This is a genomic window from Flavobacterium zhairuonense (genome assembly GCF_004352915.1).
GTDB classification, from domain to species: domain Bacteria; phylum Bacteroidota; class Bacteroidia; order Flavobacteriales; family Flavobacteriaceae; genus Flavobacterium; species Flavobacterium zhairuonense.
In genome coordinates, this window is sequence record NZ_SJSY01000068.1 from 94,558 (window position 1) to 114,560 (window position 20,003).

General features: G+C 33.6%; 18 protein-coding genes. 5 read left to right on the forward strand and 13 right to left on the reverse strand.

The features are described 5' to 3' along the window. Positions 1–189: 189 nt before the first annotated feature. Positions 190–1,224 carry a quinone-dependent dihydroorotate dehydrogenase gene (locus tag EYY60_RS06295; RefSeq protein WP_132988538.1) on the forward strand — a complete coding sequence of 345 codons (1,035 nt, stop codon included), beginning with the start codon at positions 190–192 and terminating at the stop codon, positions 1,222–1,224. On the opposite strand, the gene EYY60_RS06300 is transcribed toward EYY60_RS06295, so the two are convergent. Continuing rightward, on the reverse strand, positions 1,210–1,923 hold the full coding sequence (locus EYY60_RS06300; RefSeq protein ID WP_132988539.1) for a DUF3307 domain-containing protein: 714 nt from the start codon (positions 1,921–1,923) through the stop codon (positions 1,210–1,212). The two genes, EYY60_RS06295 and EYY60_RS06300, sit on opposite strands and share 15 nt — an antisense overlap. Further along, on the reverse strand, positions 1,920–2,531 hold the full coding sequence (locus tag EYY60_RS06305; RefSeq protein ID WP_132988540.1) for a hypothetical protein: 612 nt from the start codon (positions 2,529–2,531) through the stop codon (positions 1,920–1,922). Before EYY60_RS06305 ends, EYY60_RS06300 begins: the two co-directional genes overlap by 4 nt. A 300-nt stretch (positions 2,532–2,831) precedes the next feature. On the opposite strand from EYY60_RS06305, the gene EYY60_RS06310 reads away from it, so the two are divergent. From EYY60_RS06310 to guaB, 4 genes are all read left to right on the forward strand, one after another. After that, complete coding sequence (locus EYY60_RS06310) at positions 2,832–3,698, forward strand: beta/alpha barrel domain-containing protein (RefSeq protein WP_132988541.1); 867 nt, start codon at positions 2,832–2,834, stop codon at positions 3,696–3,698. Between the two features lie 81 nt (positions 3,699–3,779). Then, the gene (locus EYY60_RS06315; RefSeq protein ID WP_132988542.1) at positions 3,780–4,337 is read left to right on the forward strand and encodes a hypothetical protein; all 558 of its coding nucleotides are present in this window, start codon (positions 3,780–3,782) and stop codon (positions 4,335–4,337) included. Further along, the gene (locus tag EYY60_RS06320) at positions 4,334–5,734 is read left to right on the forward strand and encodes a DUF5723 family protein (protein ID WP_132988543.1); all 1,401 of its coding nucleotides are present in this window, start codon (positions 4,334–4,336) and stop codon (positions 5,732–5,734) included. Before EYY60_RS06315 ends, EYY60_RS06320 begins: the two co-directional genes overlap by 4 nt. Before the next feature lie 183 nt (positions 5,735–5,917). Beyond that, entirely contained in the window at positions 5,918–7,390 is a 1,473-nt protein-coding gene (gene guaB / locus EYY60_RS06325) for an IMP dehydrogenase (RefSeq protein WP_132988544.1), read from the forward strand. Positions 7,391–7,444: 54 nt separating this feature from the next. On the opposite strand, the gene EYY60_RS06330 is transcribed toward guaB, so the two are convergent. The 11 genes from EYY60_RS06330 to EYY60_RS06380 all read right to left on the reverse strand — a co-directional run bounded on the left by EYY60_RS06330 (position 7,445) and on the right by EYY60_RS06380 (position 19,945). Beyond that, positions 7,445–8,275 (reverse strand): hypothetical protein, encoded by an 831-nt coding sequence (locus EYY60_RS06330; RefSeq protein WP_132988545.1) that lies wholly within the window; start codon positions 8,273–8,275, stop codon positions 7,445–7,447. Positions 8,276–8,333: 58 nt separating this feature from the next. Beyond that, positions 8,334–9,476 carry an FAD-dependent oxidoreductase gene (locus EYY60_RS06335; protein WP_132988546.1) on the reverse strand — a complete coding sequence of 381 codons (1,143 nt, stop codon included), beginning with the start codon at positions 9,474–9,476 and terminating at the stop codon, positions 8,334–8,336. Positions 9,477–9,713: 237 nt separating this feature from the next. Then, positions 9,714–10,598 carry a L,D-transpeptidase gene (locus EYY60_RS06340; RefSeq protein ID WP_132988547.1) on the reverse strand — a complete coding sequence of 295 codons (885 nt, stop codon included), beginning with the start codon at positions 10,596–10,598 and terminating at the stop codon, positions 9,714–9,716. Positions 10,599–10,728: 130 nt separating this feature from the next. After that, positions 10,729–11,703, reverse strand: a complete 975-nt coding sequence (locus tag EYY60_RS22575) for an acyltransferase family protein (RefSeq protein WP_162847854.1) — start codon at positions 11,701–11,703, stop codon at positions 10,729–10,731. 44 nt (positions 11,704–11,747) lie between these two features. Further along, positions 11,748–12,329: an NUDIX domain-containing protein gene (locus EYY60_RS06350; RefSeq protein ID WP_132988548.1), complete on the reverse strand. Its 582-nt coding sequence runs from the start codon at positions 12,327–12,329 to the stop codon at positions 11,748–11,750. 55 nt (positions 12,330–12,384) lie between these two features. Then, positions 12,385–13,656: an adenylosuccinate synthase gene (locus EYY60_RS06355; protein ID WP_132988549.1), complete on the reverse strand. Its 1,272-nt coding sequence runs from the start codon at positions 13,654–13,656 to the stop codon at positions 12,385–12,387. Positions 13,657–13,751: 95 nt separating this feature from the next. Beyond that, positions 13,752–14,210 carry a Fur family transcriptional regulator gene (locus EYY60_RS06360; protein ID WP_057119866.1) on the reverse strand — a complete coding sequence of 153 codons (459 nt, stop codon included), beginning with the start codon at positions 14,208–14,210 and terminating at the stop codon, positions 13,752–13,754. Between the two features lie 184 nt (positions 14,211–14,394). Continuing rightward, entirely contained in the window at positions 14,395–14,937 is a 543-nt protein-coding gene (locus tag EYY60_RS06365) for a hypothetical protein (RefSeq protein ID WP_132988550.1), read from the reverse strand. 72 nt (positions 14,938–15,009) lie between these two features. Beyond that, positions 15,010–17,229, reverse strand: a complete 2,220-nt coding sequence (locus tag EYY60_RS06370; RefSeq protein ID WP_132988551.1) for a RelA/SpoT family protein — start codon at positions 17,227–17,229, stop codon at positions 15,010–15,012. A 365-nt stretch (positions 17,230–17,594) separates the two neighbouring features. Then, complete coding sequence (locus EYY60_RS06375; RefSeq protein WP_132988552.1) at positions 17,595–19,136, reverse strand: serine hydrolase; 1,542 nt, start codon at positions 19,134–19,136, stop codon at positions 17,595–17,597. A 17-nt stretch (positions 19,137–19,153) separates the two neighbouring features. Beyond that, positions 19,154–19,945, reverse strand: coding sequence for a TrmH family RNA methyltransferase (locus tag EYY60_RS06380; RefSeq protein WP_132988553.1), 792 nt, complete (start codon positions 19,943–19,945; stop codon positions 19,154–19,156). Between the last annotated feature and the right edge of the window lie 58 nt (positions 19,946–20,003).

The window sequence follows — 20,003 nt, forward strand, 5'->3', positions numbered from 1 at the left end:
TAATTTGCAACATCAAAAAAGCAGTTTTTTTAGAGGTTTGAAGCGAAAACAGGAAGTTTTTAATTTTAAAATCTTTTGAAGAGATTTTGAAGAATTGAACAAAATTGAAATGATTTGTTTCCAGAAAAAAGCACCTTTTTAAACTATAATATTTAAATTTGCAGCCAAAATAACAACAACACAACTCTTATGTATAAATTGATAATCCGTCCGATACTTTTTTGGTTTGATCCTGAAGAAGTGCATTATTTTACTTTTTCATTCGTTAAATTCATTTCAAAAATTCCAGGAGTTTCATCAATTATAAGAGCAATTTACGAAGTAAAAGACAGTCGTTTAGAGCGAGAAGTTTTCGGAATAAAATTCAAAAATCCGGTTGGACTTGCTGCAGGATTTGATAAAGATGCTAAGCTGTACAAAGAATTAGGCGATTTTGGTTTTGGTTTCATCGAAATCGGAACCGTGACTCCAGTTGGTCAGGAAGGAAATCCAAAAAAACGTTTATTCCGTTTAAAAGAAGATCAAGCGATTATTAACCGAATGGGATTTAATAATGGCGGAGTTCTGGAAGCTGTAGAACGTTTGAAGAAAAATTCAGGTGTTTTAATTGGAGGAAACATCGGAAAGAATAAAGTGACTGATAACGAAGATGCTGTTAAAGATTACATCATTTGTTTTGATGCTTTGTACGATCATGTTGATTATTTTGTGGTAAATGTGAGTTCACCAAATACGCCAAATTTAAGAGCGCTTCAAGATAAAGAGCCTTTAACGGCTTTATTGCAGACATTGCAGAACAGAAATGTTGAAAAGCAAAAAACAAGCACTCAAAAAGTAAAACCAATTCTTTTAAAAATTGCTCCAGACTTAACAGACGAGCAATTATTAGATATTATTGATATTGTAAAAACAACTCAAATTGCAGGTGTAATTGCAACAAATACTACAATTTCGAGAGAAGGTTTACAATCTGCTAATCAATCTGAAATGGGAGGTTTGTCTGGAAAACCATTAACAAAACGCTCTACAGAAGTAATTCGTTTTCTTTCAGAAAAAAGCAATAAAGCATTCCCAATTATTGGAGTAGGAGGAATTCATTCTGCCGATGATGCCATCGAAAAACTAAACGCAGGAGCAAGTTTAGTGCAATTGTACACCGGATTTATTTATGAAGGCCCAGCGTTGATTAAAGCAATCAACAAAAAAGTTTTAGCACAGTTGTAATAGTGCTTGAATTGCTAATCCGGTAAGGATAGAAATTCCGAAACTAATTAAAGTGCCAATCATTACATATTCGGTAAGTTTTCTGTCTTTGGCTTCTTGTAAATCTCCAAACCTAAAAATAGATTTTGCGGCCAATAAAAAACCGATTGCTTCGAAATGCCCTGTCAAAATAAAACAAACTACAAATAGACGTTCTAATATGCCAATGTAATTTCCTGCATTGGCAAGCGAATTGTCTTGATGGCTGCCCTGGCTCTCCGGACTCCAAATAGAAATGATGGTTTTGATAAAAATAGATGCGGGTTTTGTAACCAATATAAAACCTGTCGTTAAAATCCAAAATTCATTCGAAGGAAGAAAAGGGATAATGCTATTTCTCTGATATAAGAGTGCAATTCCAATTAAAATCAAAAGATGTGCAATTTGATCGACTACAAACCAAGTGCGTTTGTTTTCGGGTTTTTGAAAATTCAATTTGATTAAATCGATGATGCCATGAGTAACAGCAATCAAAATAGCATAAGGGATAAAGTAGATTTCTCCAACTAAAACGGCTGCCAGAACTCCATGAAGCAAAATATGAAGATATAGGTAGATACTTTTATATTTTTTGTTTTCCTTGTCGATAACCCAGGAATTAGGCTGCCAGATAAAATCGCCTAATAAATGTGCTAAAAGCAGTTTTATAAATATAATCATGGGGCAAGTTGTTTTATTTGAGTTCTAAAATATCGGTCTAAATTCATGACTAGATCAAATTGGGCGCGTTTTTGTCTTCGGCTTACGGCGGCTTGATTAATGCCTAATTTTTGTCCAAGCTCTTCCTGAGACAAATTTGGATTTTCAATTGCCAAAGCGACAAACTCAGCCGATTGTACCAGCCAACTGTCCATAAAAGTTAAAGCCAGTTGAAGCATCAAATTCATTTTTTCATCAAAAGCAAAATCACCAGTTCGCATGGCCAAGGTCACTTTTTGTTTTTTTAAAGTTTCAAAAAGTTCTCCCGAATGTATAAAGGCAGAACCATAACTTTCGGAGATTTTTTCAGCATCATGTGTTTTATCTCCAAAACCAATACTCATTCGTGCATCCGATTTTATTGCCCGTAAATGCGCTTTCACTAAAATTGTGGCCAATAAAGCATCTTCAGGATTTTTAATTTCAATTTGAAATTCATCTCCTCTATAAACCTCCCATTGATTGGGTGTTGTGCCAAATGGAGCTAAAATCTTTTTTAAATCCTCAACCCAATGATTTGATTTCTGTTGCCTTGAACCAATAATGTCGCCTGTAATTACACTAGTCATAACCAAATATAATTAAAAAAATATAAACTTTCTATTACAAATATAAGTAATGTTTTTTATTATTACGTTTTTTGGTAATATTTTTTGTTATTACATTTTTTGGTAATATTTTTTGTTATTACATTTTTTGGTAATAATTTTTCCAATTACAATTTCCCATAATAATTATAGCGAAGTATTGTAGTGAATTACAATTTAAATGAACTTATATTTCTTATATGGTTTCAAAAAAATAGAAATAGGACATAATTTTTATTTCTTTAAAAAAGAAACTAACTTAGCTTTACAAAAGAAAAAGTTTTGAATAAAGAAATCAAGATTATCGAATGTCCGCGAGATGCAATGCAAGGCATCAAGGATTTTATTCCAACAAAAAACAAGGCTACTTATATTCAAGCATTGCTTCGAGTAGGTTTTGATACTATTGATTTTGGAAGTTTTGTGTCTCCAAAAGCAATTCCGCAAATGCAGGATACAGCCGAAGTTTTGGCACAGCTTGACCTTTCGCAGACTTCAAGCAAATTACTTTCAATAATTGCCAATACGCAAGGCGCTGCTCTAGCTTCAGAATTTGAAGCTATTCAATATTTAGGATTTCCTTTTTCAATATCTGAGAATTTTCAGATGCGTAATACACATAAAACAATCGCCGAATCTTTAATTACTTTAGAAGAAATTCTAAATATTGCTGATAAAAAAAATAAAGAAGTGGTCACCTATCTTTCAATGGGTTTTGGAAATCCATATGGAGATCCGTGGAACGTTGAAATAGTAGGCGAGTGGACCGAAAAATTGGCTGGAATGGGCGTTAAAATCCTTTCGCTTTCAGATACCGTAGGAAGTTCAACACCGGATGTTATAACGCATCTTTTCTCTAATTTGATTCCGAAATACTCTCATATTGAGTTTGGTGCACATTTACATACTACTCCAGAAACTTGGTTCGAAAAGATTGATGCTGCTGCAAAAGCAGGCTGTACGCGTTTTGATGGTGCAATTCAAGGATTTGGAGGCTGTCCTATGGCAACAGATAAGCTTACAGGAAATATGCCTACAGAAAAACTGGTTTCTTATTTTACTGCCAATAAAAAAATTACAGGATTAAATTCCTTAAGTTTTGAAAGTGCTTATAATGAAGCTTCAAAACTCTTTGGCAAGTTTCATTAAAATAATTCTTATATTTACGTATCAAAGCAATAAAAGCAACAATCCCCAGTTGTTACTATTATTTTAAAAATTCTTTCATCCATGAAACAGAATTGCATCAATAGTATCTTAAGGGTTTTCGCAATAGCAATCTTGTTCTGTTCATGTTCAAGCGATTTAGATTTTGATCAGGTAAAAGATTTAAAACTTGAGCCTGTATATGTTGCCAATCTAGCCTATTTTGATGTTCCAGCAAATAAATTGATAAACGACGGCGGTAATCAGATTGCGTATGATTCCCGATATTTTGATGTTTTTAAAAAACAGTTTATCCGAGATTATCTGTCAAAAGCCGAATTTGATATCGAAATTGAAAATACTATTCAGCGTGGTTTTGTTGTAAACATGTTGCTTCTCAATTCAAAAGATCAAATTCTTATTACTAAGACTTTCGCCGTGCCTGCATACACCGGCGGGACAAACGTTATTAAATATCCTACTGAAGTTTTTGAAAATCAAAGATTAGAACTTTTAAAGCAAACCGAGAGAATTGGTTTTATTGTCCTGATGACATCTGGAGCCCCGCTGGATGAAAACAGCTTAGGAAGCCTAAAGTTACGATCAAGTGCAACAGCTTATTTTGAAATCGAAGTAGAATGAGAGTAAAATTCTTAATTTTAGGACTGCTTTTTCAGCTTTTTTGTTTTTCTCAAAATAAGGAAGTGTTGTACAATTTCACATCAATTCCGCAATCCTCATTGGTAAATCCTGGCGCGGATGTTTCGTATAAATATTATTTTGGATTTCCTGTATTGTCTGGAATTTCATTCAATGGAGGATCAAGCAGTTTTTCGGCTTATGATTTATTTGCAAATAATGGAGTCGACTTTAATCAAAAGGTGCGGGATGTTGTCAACAAATCTTCGCGAAATGACAAAGTAGTTACCAATGAGCAACTGGAAGTGTTTTCTGGCGGTTTCAGAGTTGGAGGAAGAGAAAGCCGATCTTATGTTTCATTCGGTCTCTATCAGGAATTTGATTTTTTTATGTACATGCCCAAAGACTTGGCAATACTAGCTTTAGACGGAAACAAAAATTATATGGGGAAAGTTTTTCATCTGGATGATTTAAACGTCAAAGCCGAAGTTCTCTCTGTTTTTCATGTAGGATTTCACAAAAAAATGAACGACAAATTGGTGCTTGGTAGTCGTGCCAAAATTTATTCCAGTGGTGCAAATGCAACTTCTGTTCACAATTCTGGTTATATATTTACTGCACAAGAACCTGGAACACCCAATCTTTATACCCAAATTATTTCGTCAAATTTAGAACTTAAGACATCTGGACTGGCTCCTTTTACGAAAGATGAATACGACGGAAATATTGCAAGAGATATTGCTCATAACACTTTTTTCAACGGAAGTTTGGGTTTGGGATTAGATGCTGGAGTGACTTATTATCCGAAAGAAAATCTTCAGTTTACTGCCAGTATTATTGACCTCGGATTTGTAAATCAGTCAAAAGACATTGAAACACTTACCTATAAAGGCACTTATCAATATCAGGGAGCAAATCCAGATTTTACAAATCCAGATGATCCAGAAAATGTTTTTGATGAATTTAAGAAAGCAATTCCGCGAGACACATTATACAATAAGTATACAACATGGCGACCTACAAAATTATATACATCAGTTGAATATTCATTTGGCATGTCACGCTCAAATGCCGATTGTAATTGTATGGGGCAAGTTAAGGAACGTTATAAAAATGCGGCAGGACTTCAGTTTTTTGCTATGACAGCCCCTAGAGAACCGCTCGTTGCCTTAACGGCTTTTTATAAGCGAAATATTTTTGAAAAATTAGATTTAAAAGCGACTTACACATTCGATACATTTTCGAGTACCAATATTGGTTTCGGTCTTTCGGGAACAATTTGGAAACTTAATATTTATGCTTTAGTAAATAATGTTTTAGAATATAAAGATATTTCAAAAGCTAGCAGCGCGGCATTTCAAGTCGGAATCAATTTTGTTTTTCAAGATTCAGAAGATTAAATATTAAAAAAAGAAATTCCAATAAAAAAAGAAATGAAGTGTAGCTTTTGGAATTTGGAACTTAGTTTTTGGAACATTAAATTCGTAAGATGATTCTTGTAAATGCAATTTTATGAATTAGTTAGTACTCAAGTTAGCAATTTATTCACTATATTTGCACGCAATTCAACTAGAAATTGCACCATGATAGCACACAACTCCAAGATTATCGGCGAAGGTTTAACTTACGACGATGTATTATTAGTACCTAACTACTCGAATGTGCTTCCTCGCGAAGTGAGTATCAAATCAAAATTTTCAAGAAACATCACATTAAATGTTCCAATTGTATCTGCAGCTATGGATACAGTTACGGAGAGCGCTATGGCTATTGCTATGGCACAAGAAGGCGGAATTGGTGTTTTACATAAAAATATGACTATCGAACAACAAGCAGGAAAAGTTCGAAAAGTAAAACGTGCAGAAGCTGGAATGATCATTGATCCAGTTACTTTGCCAATGACTTCGACAATTGCTGATGCAAAAAACGCCATGAAAGAATTCGGAATTGGCGGTATTCCAATCGTTGACGAAAACAAAATCCTTAAAGGAATTGTAACTAATCGTGACTTGCGTTTCGAAAAAAATGGTGCAAGACCAATCGCTGAGGTAATGACTAGCAAAAACTTAGTTACTGTTGCCGAAGGAACTTCATTAGAGCAAGCAGAAGTAGTCTTACAAGGTCATAAAATTGAAAAACTTCCGGTAGTAAACGCTAAAAACGAATTAGTTGGCTTAATCACTTTCAGAGATATTACAAAACTGACTCAAAAACCAATCGCAAATAAAGATTCTTTTGGGCGTTTGAGAGTTGCGGCTGCTATTGGAGTTACTGGAGATGCAGTTTTAAGAGCTGAAGCTTTAGTAAACGCTGGTGTAGATGCAATTATTATCGATACAGCACACGGACATACAGAAGGTGTGGTAAACACTTTAAAAGAAGTAAAATCAAAATTCCCTCAAATAGATGTAATTGTTGGAAACATTGCTACTCCAGAAGCTGCTAAATATTTAGTGGAAAATGGTGCTGATGGTGTAAAAGTAGGAATCGGACCTGGTTCTATTTGTACTACACGTATCGTTGCAGGTGTTGGTTTTCCTCAATTTTCAGCAGTTTTAGAAGTTGCGGCTGCTATCAAAGGAACTGGAGTTCCAGTAATTGCTGATGGTGGAATTCGTTATACAGGAGATATTCCTAAAGCAATCGCTGCAGGTGCTGACTGCGTAATGTTAGGTTCATTATTAGCAGGAACAAAAGAATCCCCAGGTGAAACTATCATTTTTGAAGGAAGAAAATTCAAATCTTATCGCGGAATGGGTTCTGTTGAAGCAATGCAAACAGGATCTAAAGACCGTTATTTCCAAGATGTTGAAGACGACGTTAAAAAATTAGTTCCAGAAGGAATCGTTGGACGTGTTCCTTACAAAGGTGAATTGAACGAAAGTATGCTTCAATTTATTGGTGGTCTTCGTGCAGGTATGGGATACTGTGGTTCAAAAGATATTCCTACTTTGCAAGAAACTGGGCGTTTTGTTAGAATTACTTCTAGCGGAATTACTGAAAGCCACCCACACAACGTAACTATTACAAAAGAAGCTCCAAATTATTCTAGATAATTTTAGTTTTCATTATAAAACAAAAGGCGTAAGAAATAAATCTTACGCCTTTTTTTATTTTTTTGAAATTTTGCAAATTTGTTTGAAATCACTTTTTGATTTCAATTGCAAAGAAAAATCAGTGTGTTTCAGGCCGAGACTAAATTCCATGTCTAAATTATTTTCAACCATAAAATGATTTGGAATGTCATAAATCAAATTTCCTTTTCCTTTTCCATTTCCATTTGTTTCAAATCTGTTGTCTGACATTTTCATTGTGTATGTTTGCACAATATCAAAATAAGCATTTTTTGAATCCATGCTTTTTAAGGTGTAATTTGTAGTAATCACCATTTCAAAGTTGATTCCGGCAATCGGTATGACTAGCGGATTATCTTGACTGAATGATTCTCCAATTTTTAGTTTTTTCTGTGGCAAAAGTAGTTGCGAAAAGGTACTTTGAACCATTTGGAAAACCGTATTTTTTAGGTTTTCTTCCATGCCTTTGGCAACAATAGAATCCATTTTAGGCATTGTAGTTAAAGAAGCTTTTCCATACAATAGAGTGCCACTCGGAATTATGGTTTTTCCATTTGCATCATAAGATTTTAGGTATTCGATAGTAATCGGAAAATTTCCATCAGGACCAGTTTTTCCAGTTTTAGAGACCGTCTCGACATTAAAAGTGTTTTTTATTTTCGTTGGATTTTCAGTTCCGTTTTTTTGTAATACTTCTAGAAATTTTTCTGATCCTGAATAAGCAATTTCATAATCTGAGGAATTACTTGTGTTTTGGTTATAGATGGTTTCTGGCGCATAACCTGCTTTGAAATCTAAAACTTGATTAGATTGTCCATAATTTAAAGCTGTTGTACAAATAAAAAGGAAAAGGAATATTTTTTTCATGGTCGTTTTTTATGCAGTTTTTTCTGCTTATTCAAAACGAAAATATGAAATTAAAACTTTACTCAACTCTACTACCTAAAATATCTTCTGCAGTTATGTCAGAATGTAGTAAATCTTCCATCTTTTTAGTCATTCGTTGTGCTTCTAGAGCATAGCCAAACATTTTTTTCTCATAATCTGCAATAGCGTCGTCAATTGTTTCAAATTTTCCGTTGGTCAGGTTTTCGGTTAAATGAAAAGCATCGTATAATCCCATATTCACGCCTTCGCCAGCAAACGGAGGCATTAAATGTGCGGCATCTCCAACTAATGTAATATTTGAATGTGATTTCCAAGATTCTTCTAAAGAAAATAATCGTAAAGGCAATCCAGAGAATTCTGTAGAAACTGAAAAGAATTTTTTGTAATCTTCACCCCAGTTTTTAAACATTTCATTTAGAAAAGAAATAACAGCTTTGTCATCTTCAAAATTGATTCCGTTGTTTAAAATCCAATCTTCATCAGCTTTAAAAGAAACTCCAAAATGCACAGAACCATCACCCATAGTATGTGTATAGAACATTTTTTGTTCGCCCATTGCCATGACATTTCCATTTCCGTATTTCGGTTTGAATTCTGGATAATCTTGTTCTGGATTTACAATTTCTCCCTGAATAATATAAGTTCCAGAAAGTTGAGGTTCTTGATCGCTTACAAATTTTCTAGCGTTTGAACGCCCGCCGTTGGCAACAATTACAAAATCTGCAGCCGTTATTTTACCATTTTTAAATTCTAAAATATACTGATTTTCAGATTTATCAATGTTGATTAATTGGCTGTCCCAAACCACTGTGTCTTCTTGAAGATTTTCAAGCATGATTTTTCGTAAATCGTTGCGATCAATTTCAGGACGTGAAAAAGCATTGGTTTCATCTGGCATTTCATCTGAAGTGATATTTCCGTCTATATCAGCCATTTTTTCCCCGGTTGGACGAGCATATTTGTAGAATTCATCCATTAATGCCGCTTTCTGAATTGCATATTGTCCTGAATCCGAATGAATGTCAAGAGTTCCTCCAGAAGTTCTCGCTTGTGCATTAATGTCTCTTTCATAAACTTTTACGTCAGCACCATTAATTTGTAAAATTCGAGCTGTTGTAAGTCCGACAGGGCCACCACCAATAATGGCAATTTTTTTATTTTGTATAAGTGAAGTTTTCATTTTATCAATAAGATTTAATTCGTAATAAAAAATTTGCTTGAATACTATCAAGTTGAATAATTCGATGCAAAGATATAATAATAAATGAATGTTTATTCATTTATTGTAAAAAAATGGAAATTTACTTGTTGAGATGTTTTAATAATACGTTTGAAATGACATACCAAACAAAATGAATTTTAAATAAGAAAGACCGCAACTTAAGCGGTCTTTCTTATCTGATAGGTATATGATATTTTAAAGTGTTTCTGTATGCTCAGATTCTCTAAGTTTTTGATTTTCTAATATTTGAGACAAAAAAGGCTTGGTTTGATTTTCAATTTCATTTTCTGAAATATTTAATGTTTTTGGATCTGAAGCCATTTTTAGCCAAGGTTTTGGTCCATCAAAATCATAACTTCCAAAAACAACCACGGGAGTTCCTTTAACTTTTACGTTTTCTTTGTCTTTTAGAATCCATTCATCGGCAAATTTGTAAAGAAATTTAGCATCTTTTTCTTGAAGTCTTAAGCAGGAATGAGAAGCTGGGTATCCAGGTAGTTCATATTCATGAAAACCAACTCCAAGTTTATTTTCGATATTGAAATTCCATTTTAAATCCCACTCGTCGTTGAATGTGCTTGTAGTTTGTTCGGCTTTCCAATTCGTGAAAAATAATCCAGTTGGAGTAGGATCTTTTTTTCTTCCCATACTCGTTGGACCAGTACGAACTAATTCGCCGTATTCATATGCACCAAAAGTTTGAGTAGGATAGGAGAAAATAATGATTTTAGACACATCTTCTAAAGCAGAAACATGAAGTGGAAATGGCATATAATAAACCAAATCTCCACTAAAATCTGCCGGAACTATAACCGAATCCAGTTTTTTAAAATTTGCTTTATCAGTTCGATTTAAAGCATAAACAAGATCCATTTTAGTGCTGTCAGCTTCATTTGCTTTTAGCCATTCTTTTGTATTTTGAATTTGATAAGAAACAGATGATTCGGGTTTTTTATATTCAATTACTTTTCTTTCTTTTTTATTTTCAGATAAATGTGTGGTTTCACTTTTTTTACAAGAACCTAGTAAAATTAACATCAATATAAGCGAGGCATTTGCTGTATAATATAACTTTTTCATAGCGAGTAATTTTATGAAAATAAAGTTATAAATAGAATTGGATAAATGCGTTACACAATTTTTTGAATTGGTTTCGGGATTTACATTTTGTTTGATATAAATTTGAAATGTATATGAAATCATTAATACATTACATTCCGAATATATACTTTTTGAAAAAATTGACCTTGATTAATATTTTGTAGGAAATAATAAATATAATTTCAAGGATAATTGTTAGAAGGTAAAATTTGAATAAAGATTCGGTTCCTATTAAATACTTAGAAATTAAGATTGGTAAAAAATGCCATAGGTAGATGCCTAAGGAGTTTGTTCCCAGCCACTGAATAGATTTAGATTCAAACAAGGAATTTGTCGTGGCAAGTTTTAATGAAAGATTCAAAATTAAAAGATTCAGTATGAAGAAATTTAAAATTGATAAAATCGCATTGTAATTGTAAAATAAATAAATAACAAGACCTAGAGAAATCACGGGTGCTACAATTTCAATTAACCTTGGTTTCTCAGCAATTTTGTTTCTATAGCTAATTCCAATTAGGAAAAATAAAATAAAATAGGGTCTGAAAGTATGAATGATATTCGATAAGATTTCATTCAAAAAAGGAATTTTTGTATAGAGAAACGGATATTTATACAAAATCAAAAAAACTATGGATAGTAAAAAGCCTAACAATAAAATAATATTGAAATTTGTAAAGAATTTTTTTAAAAGCCATGTTAATAGTATCCAGCTTAAAAAGCCCGGAATAAACCATAAATGGTATAAAGGATGAAGGATAAAGTTTTTAAATTTTGTGACAGAAAATAAATTTGTTCTTGTAATGCAGGATATTACATAATAGGATATTATGGCAATACTCCAAGGCAGTATTATTCTAAAAAGATATTTTTTAAAGCGCCCTCTCAGGTTTAATTTTGAAATTTTATCAATATTTAGAAGATATCCGGTTATTCCAATAAAGAGCGGCATATGAAAACTGTAAATTAAAGTTCGCCAAATTGATTCGTCTAACCCTCCCTGAATCACGTGGCCCGTTATCACTAGTATAATTAGTATTCCTTTTAGTAAATCAATGTTTTTGACTCTTGTATTTGTTTCTCCCACTATGATGAGTTTTTATTGAGGCTTAATAGGCTTATATGAATTGTTTAAATTAATCCTTTTATTTTAGCATGTTGCAACAAAATAATAGTTTTCGCATCGACAATTTCGCCAGTTTCAATCATTGCATACGCTTCATCAAAAGTATATTCTAAAACCTCAATATTTTCCTGTTCAGAAGCTAATCCTCCACCTTCGCTTACTTTCATGCTTTCATCATATTCTCCAAGAAAAAGATATAAAATTTCAGTTACAGCACCGGGCGACATATAGGTTTGAGTTACTTTTTGAACTTTGTTAATTCGGTAGCCGGTTTCCTCTTCTGTTTCTCGAATGATGCATTCCTCAGGATTATCTTCATCTAAAAGTCCTGCGCAAACTTCGATCATCATTCCTGTTTTGTTTCCGTTTAGAAAACTTGGCAATCGAAATTGGCGTGTTAAGATAACTGTTTTTTTGGTTGAATTATAAAGCAGAATTCCAGCTCCGTTTCCACGATCATATACTTCGCGCGTGTGTGTTTGAGGTGCTTCATTTTCATTCTGATAACTAAACGTAACTTTGTTTAAAATATACCAATTGTCTGATAATAACTTCGTTTCCCTAATTTTGATTTCTGGATTTTTCATAAGGCGAATAATTTTGTATAAAAAAACGCTCTGATTATCAGAGCGTTTAAATGTATTATTTTGTTATTGTTTGCTTTCTATCTGGTCCAACCGATACAATTTTGATTGGCACTTCGATTTCTTTTTCAATAAACTCAATATATTCTTTAAGCTCAATTGGCAATTGATCGTAAGTTGTCAAACCAGTTAAATCTTGTTTCCATCCTTTGAACTCTTTGTAAACAGGAGTTACATTTTCTGGCTCGATGTTGTATGGGAAATGAGAAATGTTTTGCCCTTTATAGTTGTATTCTGTACAAACTTTCAAAGTTTCAAAACCAGAAAGTACGTCACCTTTCATCATCATCAATTGCGTTACACCATTTACTTGAACAGCATATTTTAAAGCAACTAAATCTAACCATCCGCAACGTCTTTGTCTTCCTGTTACAGAACCAAATTCGTTACCAACTTTTGCCATAGTAGCACCAACTTCGTCAAAAAGTTCAGTTGGGAAAGGTCCGCTACCTACACGTGTAACGTAAGCTTTGAAAATTCCGTAAACTTCTTTGATTTTGTTAGGAGCAATTCCTAAACCAGTACAAGCTCCAGCAGCAGTAGTATTTGATGAAGTTACAAAAGGATAAGTTCCGAAATCAACATCTAATAAAGATCCTTGAGCTCCTTCGCAAAGAATAGATTTTCCAGCTTTTTGAGCTTGGTGCATGTATTCTTCACTGTCAATGAAATCTAATTTTTTCAATTCTTCAATAGCTTCAAAGAATTCTTTTTCAAGTTCAGCTAAATTATATTGAATGTTTACATCATAAAAAGCAATCATCGCTTCGTGTTTGTCAGCCAAAGCTCTGTAACGATCTTTGAAATCTTCTAATTCGATATCTCCAACACGTAATCCATTTCTACCTGTTTTATCCATGTAAGTTGGTCCAATTCCTTTAAGAGTTGAACCAATTTTTGCTTTTCCTTTTGATGCTTCAGAAGCAGCGTCAAGCAAGCGGTGCGTTGGTAAAATTAAATGCGCTTTTCTAGAAATGATTAATTTGCTTTTGATGTCAAGGTTGAATTTCTCCAAACCTTCAATTTCTTTTTGAAAAACTACAGGATCAATTACAACACCATTTCCGATGATATTTACTGAGTTTTTATGAAAAATTCCAGAAGGGATAGTTCTAAGTACATGTTTAATTCCGTCAAATTCTAATGTATGTCCTGCGTTTGGTCCTCCTTGAAAACGTGCAATAATATCATAATTTGAGGTAAGAACGTCAACAATTTTTCCTTTACCTTCATCTCCCCATTGTAATCCTAGTAATAAATCTACGGTCATTCTGTTTTAATTTGCGTTGGGACAATCAAAGTCGTCCTACTGATTAATGTAGTTAATTTTCTTTTTTTTTATTTTTTGAATAATTCCTTTTTGGATTATTGTTTTTCTTTTTTGTTTCCGTAGAAATAAAGTGAGTGATTGGTAATCTCAATATCAAATATTTCTTCGATTGTTTTTTTGATGGTTTGGATCCTTGGATCGCAAAATTCAATTACTTCACCCGAATCAGTCATAATGATGTGATCATGCTGTTTATCAAAATATGATTTTTCGTAGTAAGCCTGATTTTGTCCAAATTGATGTTTTCTAACCAAAGCGCAGTCTAACAATAACTCGATCGTGTTGTATAAAGTAGCTCTACTCACACGATAGTTTTTGTTTTTCATTTTGATATATAAGTTTTCAATATCAAAATGCTCTTCGCTATCGTAAATTTCCTGTAGAATAGCATAACGCTCAGGAGTTTTGCGATGCCCTTTTTGTTCAAGATACATTGTAAAAACATTTTTTACAATTTCTTGATTCTTAGTGTTGTCAGTTGAAATAAGTGTCATATCCTGCAAAGATAATTTTTTATTTTTAATCAATAAAAGTTTCGGCTTTAAAGTTTAACGTTCAAAATCATATCAGAATGGCAAAAATGTAATATTTACAGGGTTTGGCAATGATAAGTTTTGGAGAATCTAAAAAAGCTGAATTAACATAAATATTTTTAATTACAATAAAATTAACAAATTCCTATTTGCTTTTCGTCATGTACATGTACCAATTCCATTCCCAAGTTTTTCCGTTATCATCAGACATTGCTTGACTCCATACTGGATTATCTTGATCTCTGGCGTCCCAGCGAAAAACCTGAAGTACATTTTTTCCGTCATAAACATCTTTCGAAAAAAAGTGTCCAATATGATTTTCAAAAGAACCCACAACAGGTTTGTCTAAAACTCCTGTATTAGAATCTGACCAATAAATGCTCCACAATCTGGTTTTCGGATTAAATAGTCTAACGGTCATTCCTTCAAAAGGTTCTCCATCAAAAGTGGCTAGAAAATTATCAATATTTCCAATTCCGTTCAGGATTTTATACATTTCCTGAGTCGATGGAAATTCGATCCATTCGGTGCAATTGGCAAATCGTTGTTTTAATTTTTTATTTCGAATGAAAGACTTTCCTTGAAAAAAATCAAAATCATCTTTTGAAGAAGATTCAGAAGCGACAATGATAAGTTCGCCATTTTGATCAAAATTTATTTCAGGAATTTCTAAGTTTTCATTTTCCATAAAAAAATATTTATTTAAATAATTATGATGTTGTATTTCTTTTGATTTTAAGGCTTTAAGCTTTCGACTTATTTATGTTCTATATTCTCTTGTAACTTTGTCAACTCCATCGATTTTCTTGATTGCATTGATCATTTTTTTCAAAATAGTATTGTTTTTGACAATTACAGCAACTTGTCCATGAAAAATTCCAGCATCGGTACTCAGTGAAATACTTTGAATATTCACGTTCATATTGTTTGAAATTACTCGTGTTAATTGGTTTGTAAGTCCTAAAACGTCCATTCCGGTAATATTGATAATGGCCTTGAATTCTTCCTGAGAAGAGTCAATCCATTTTGCGCTCATGATTCGGTAGGCATAATTAGACTGCATTCCAATTGCGTTCGGACAATCTTTTTTATGCACTTTTATTCCTTCGTTAATCGTTACAAAACCAAAAACATCATCGCCGGGAATGGGGTTGCAACATTGCGAAAGCTTGTAATCAAGTTTGTCATGTTCAGTTCCAAAAACCAGCATGTCATAATTACTGCTGATGACTGGTTTGTGGATATCTTCGTCTGCAGTATCTTTATTTCTTTTGATTTTATTTTTAAAGAAATTGATGAACGAATTGCTTTTTTGTGCAGCGTAATCTTTTAATTGCTGATTTTCGATCGCGCCAATTCCGACTCTGTAAAATAAATCTAAACTTGTTTTTAGTTTAAAGAAGTTAACCAGCTCGTTTGTAACTTGCTCGTTAAGCGTAATTTTTAAGTGTTTTAATTTTCTAGTAAGAAGTTCTTTTCCTTCTTCGCCGATTTTTTTCGTGTTCTCGTTAAGAACGTTTTTGATTTTATTTTTGGCACGGGAAGTTGTAACATATTCCAACCAGTTTACGGTTGGTTTTTGGCTTGCCGACGTAATAACTTCAACCTGATCACCGCTTTTTAATTCGTGATTTAAAGGAACAAGGCGTCCGTTAACGCGCGTTCCTCTGGTTTTAATTCCAATTTCGGAGTGAATGCTAAAAGCGAAATCTAGTGAAGTGGCGCCTTTTGGAAGTGATTTTATTTCTCCTTTCGGCGTAAAGACGAAGATTTCTTTTGAATACAAATTCATTTTAAAATCTTCCACAAAATCAACTGCGTTTGTTTCTGGGTTTTCCAAAGCTTCGCGAAGCAGATTCAGCCAAGTATCCAGACCACTTTCTTCTGTTGCTCCGTTTTTATATTTGTAATGCGCTGCATATCCTTTTTCGGCAATTTCATCCATACGCTCGCTTCGAACCTGAACTTCGACCCAGCGTCCTTTTGGCCCCATAACTGTGATGTGAAGTGCTTCATAACCAGTTGATTTTGGAGATGAGATCCAGTCGCGCAGACGGCTCGGACTCGGTCTGTAATGATCAGTTACAATGGAATAGATTTTCCAAGCGATGAATTTTTCATCGTGAGAATCAGATTTGTAAACAATTCTAAGAGCGAATTTGTCATACACTTCGTCAAAACTCACATTTTGCGCACGCATTTTTCGACGAATCGAATAGATAGATTTCGGGCGTCCTTTTATGATATAATCGATATTTTCAGCATCAAGCGATTTTTTCAAAACATCCGAAATGTCTTTGATGTAAGCGTCTTGTTCTTCTTTTGTTTCTCTGATTTTGCTTACAATGTCGTTGTAGATTGCAGGTTCAGTATATTTTAATCCTAAGTCTTCTAGTTTGGTTTTAATGTTGTAAAGCCCTAAACGGTGGGCTAGAGGAGCATAAATATAAAGTGTTTCTGATGCGATTTTGGTTTGTTTGTATTCCGCCATCGAATCCATGGTTTGCATATTGTGAAGACGATCGGCCAATTTGATCAAGATTACACGTACATCATCATTCAACGTGAGGATCATTTTTCTAAAATTCTCGGCTTGCATTGAAGCATTCAAGTCTTTTTGAACCAATGAAATTTTAGTCAAGCCTTCAACAAGTTGTGCTACTTTCGGGTTAAATAATCGCTCAATTTCTTCGACAGTCATTGGCGTATCTTCGACAACATCGTGCAATAAGGCCGCGGCAATAGAGGTCGCACCCAGACCAATCTCTGAGGCAACAATTTTTGCAACTGCAATAGGATGAAAGATATATGCTTCGCCAGATTTGCGTCTTTGTTCTTTATGAGCATCAACAGCGACGTCAAAAGCTTTCCGAATTAATTTTTTATCGGCTGGGGTTAAAGTTTGGTAACTTATTCGAAGTAATTCCTTGTATTCCTGCGCAATCGCTTTGTTTTCTTTTTCAATATCTATTTCTATCATAACGGCATATTCAAGTACTAAAAATACGCATTAGTTTGAATATACGCAAGGTTTTTAGATTGTTGATTTGTGATTTTAGGTTTTAGATTTTTGAAGGACAAAAATCTTAGAAATTTGCAATGATTAATTTGATTTATATAGTCCCGAAGGGACAAAAAAAGATTATATCAGTTTGTTTGCCAATATGAAATCGCTACGAGATAATTTTTGAAGAGTTTGGTAATAAATGCTCCTTATAGGAGCTAAATATTGGTAGAAAAATACATGCACGCACGATATAAAATGTCCTGTAAGGACTAAATAAGCTTAGTGATATCTTTGTCAAAGTTTTAAACTTTGACAAAGATTAAACGACTAAATAAGTTTTATTGTATTTTCGAAAAATCCAAATCCTGAAAATCGTAGCTAAAGTCTGTTAATTCAGAGATTGGAAGCATTTTTAGATTAGTAACTTTTCCGCTTTCATCATATTTGAAGAGTAAATGAGCATCGGCATGAAAAAAAGCATTATTCCATTTTACAACATAATTTCCATCTTTATAAAAAGAAACTTCACCAGCTAATTGTGGAGATCGTTTTGAGGCAAAATATAACTTTCCTTTTTTCTCTATAATCGTGATTTCTCCAAACCAATTATCTCTATAAGTCCCAATAATTTTAGAAAAATCAGTTTTTATTTTATCTTTTTTATTCTTATCGACAACAGCCCAAACTTCATCTGTAACTTTATCTGCCTTTTCCTCGTTGGCTTTCATTCTGTTGCTGTAAACAGTCACATAATCATCAGATTTTATGCCTAAATAACTGTCTTTGATAGTATTCGTAATCGCATTAAAAGCAGCCCCGGACTGCTGATTCGTTAAAACAATAATTCCCAAACCAATTTCCGGAATCAAGGTTGTCTGTGTCACATTACCTTCTAAACCTCCTGTGTGTGATGCTTGTTTGTATCCTTTTACATCACTTAAAAACCAGCCTAATCCGTAACCAGAAAAATGAGTGTTATATGGTGGTCTGGTTTTGGCAGGAAGAATAGTTTGAAGTTGCCACATTTCATCATGCTCTTTTTCAGAGAATAATTGTTTGTTATCGCCGTATTTTCCATTATTGATTTGTAAAATTGCCCATTTGCTCAAATCATTTACACTTGAGTAAATTCCGGCCGCGCCATCAAAAAGCTGATTTTCGTAACGTTTTATTGTTTTTAGCTTTCCATCAATTGGAACGTGTGGTGTAATTACATTTGAAGTATCTTTTAAGCGTTTTATTGAAGCTACACTGTTGGTCATTTCCAAAGGTTTCATGATGCGCTCTTCGACAAAATCAGCCCAGGTTTTTCCGCTCACAACATGAACAATTTCGCCTGCAATAATGTACATTAGGTTATCGTAATCATATTTTGTTCTAAAGCTCGAAACTGGTTTCAAATAACGTAAATTATGCACTATGTCTTTTGCTGTAAAATCACTGCCGTCAGGCCAGATCATCAAATCTCCGGCACCAAGGCCAAGTCCGCTTCTATGCGTTAATAAGTCACGAATGGTGAATTCACGAGTGACAAAATCATCATACATTTTAAAATCTGGAAGATATTTTATCACTTTATCATCCCATTTTATTTTACCTTCCTCTACCAACATTGCCAATGCCGCAGTGGTAAAGGCTTTGCTGTTTGATGCAATTCCGAAAAGTGTATTAGCATCAACTTTTTGTTGTGTTACGATCGATTTTACACCATATCCTTTAGCTAGAACTACTTTTCCGTCTTTTACAATCGCAACTGAAATTCCTGGAACGTCAAACGCTTTCATCGTTCGTTCTACTAAATTGTCTACTTCTTGATTGGTAATTTGGGCAAAGGTTGCGAAACTGAATAATAGTGCTAAAAACGATAACTTGTACTTCATAACGTGATAATTTAAAATTACTTAAATTCTCTTTGGCGTTTGGCTTCAAAAATTAAAATTGCGGCAGCGACAGAAACATTCATACTGTCAATTTCGCCTTGCATCGGGATGATGATATTTTGGGTGGCGGCATCACGCCATTCTTGCGTTAATCCAGTTGCTTCTGTACCAACAACCAAAGCCGTAGGAGTTGTAAAATTTTGAGTGTGGTAAGAAGTTGAGTTTTGCAAAGTTGCGCTGTAGAAATTGATTTTTTTTTCTTTCAAAAAAGAAATGATTTCTGTAGTTGTTCCAGTTGCAATTTGGTTGGTAAAAAGACACCCAACACTAGAACGGACAATATTCGGGTTATATAAATCGCTTTTAGGATTGGCAATTAAAACGGCGTCCAATTTAGCTGCATCTGCTGTTCGCAAAACAGCTCCAATATTTCCGGGTTTTTCCAAAGATTCTACAACTAAAATCAATGGGTTTTCAGATAATTTTAAATCGGATAATTTAAGGGATTTAGTTTTGGCTACGGCCAAAATACCTTCCGTTGTATCACGATAAGCCAGTTTTTGGTAAACTTCTTTGTTGATTTCTACGATTTGAAAAGGATTAGAAATCAGTTTGTTGATTTCTGATTCAGAAACCAATTCAGGCAAAAATAAAACAGTTTCAATTTCGTAACCGCCTTTTGTGGCTAATGAAATTTCACGTAAACCTTCAATCAAAAATGTTCCGGTTTGCTTTCTGGCCTTCGATTTTTCTTGAAGTAAAACCAAAGATTTGATAAACGGATTTTGAACTGAAGTGATTTGTTTCATTTTTTAAAGGCTCAAAGTTGCAAAGGAGCAAAGGTACAGAGTTTTTTCAAAAAAGTTG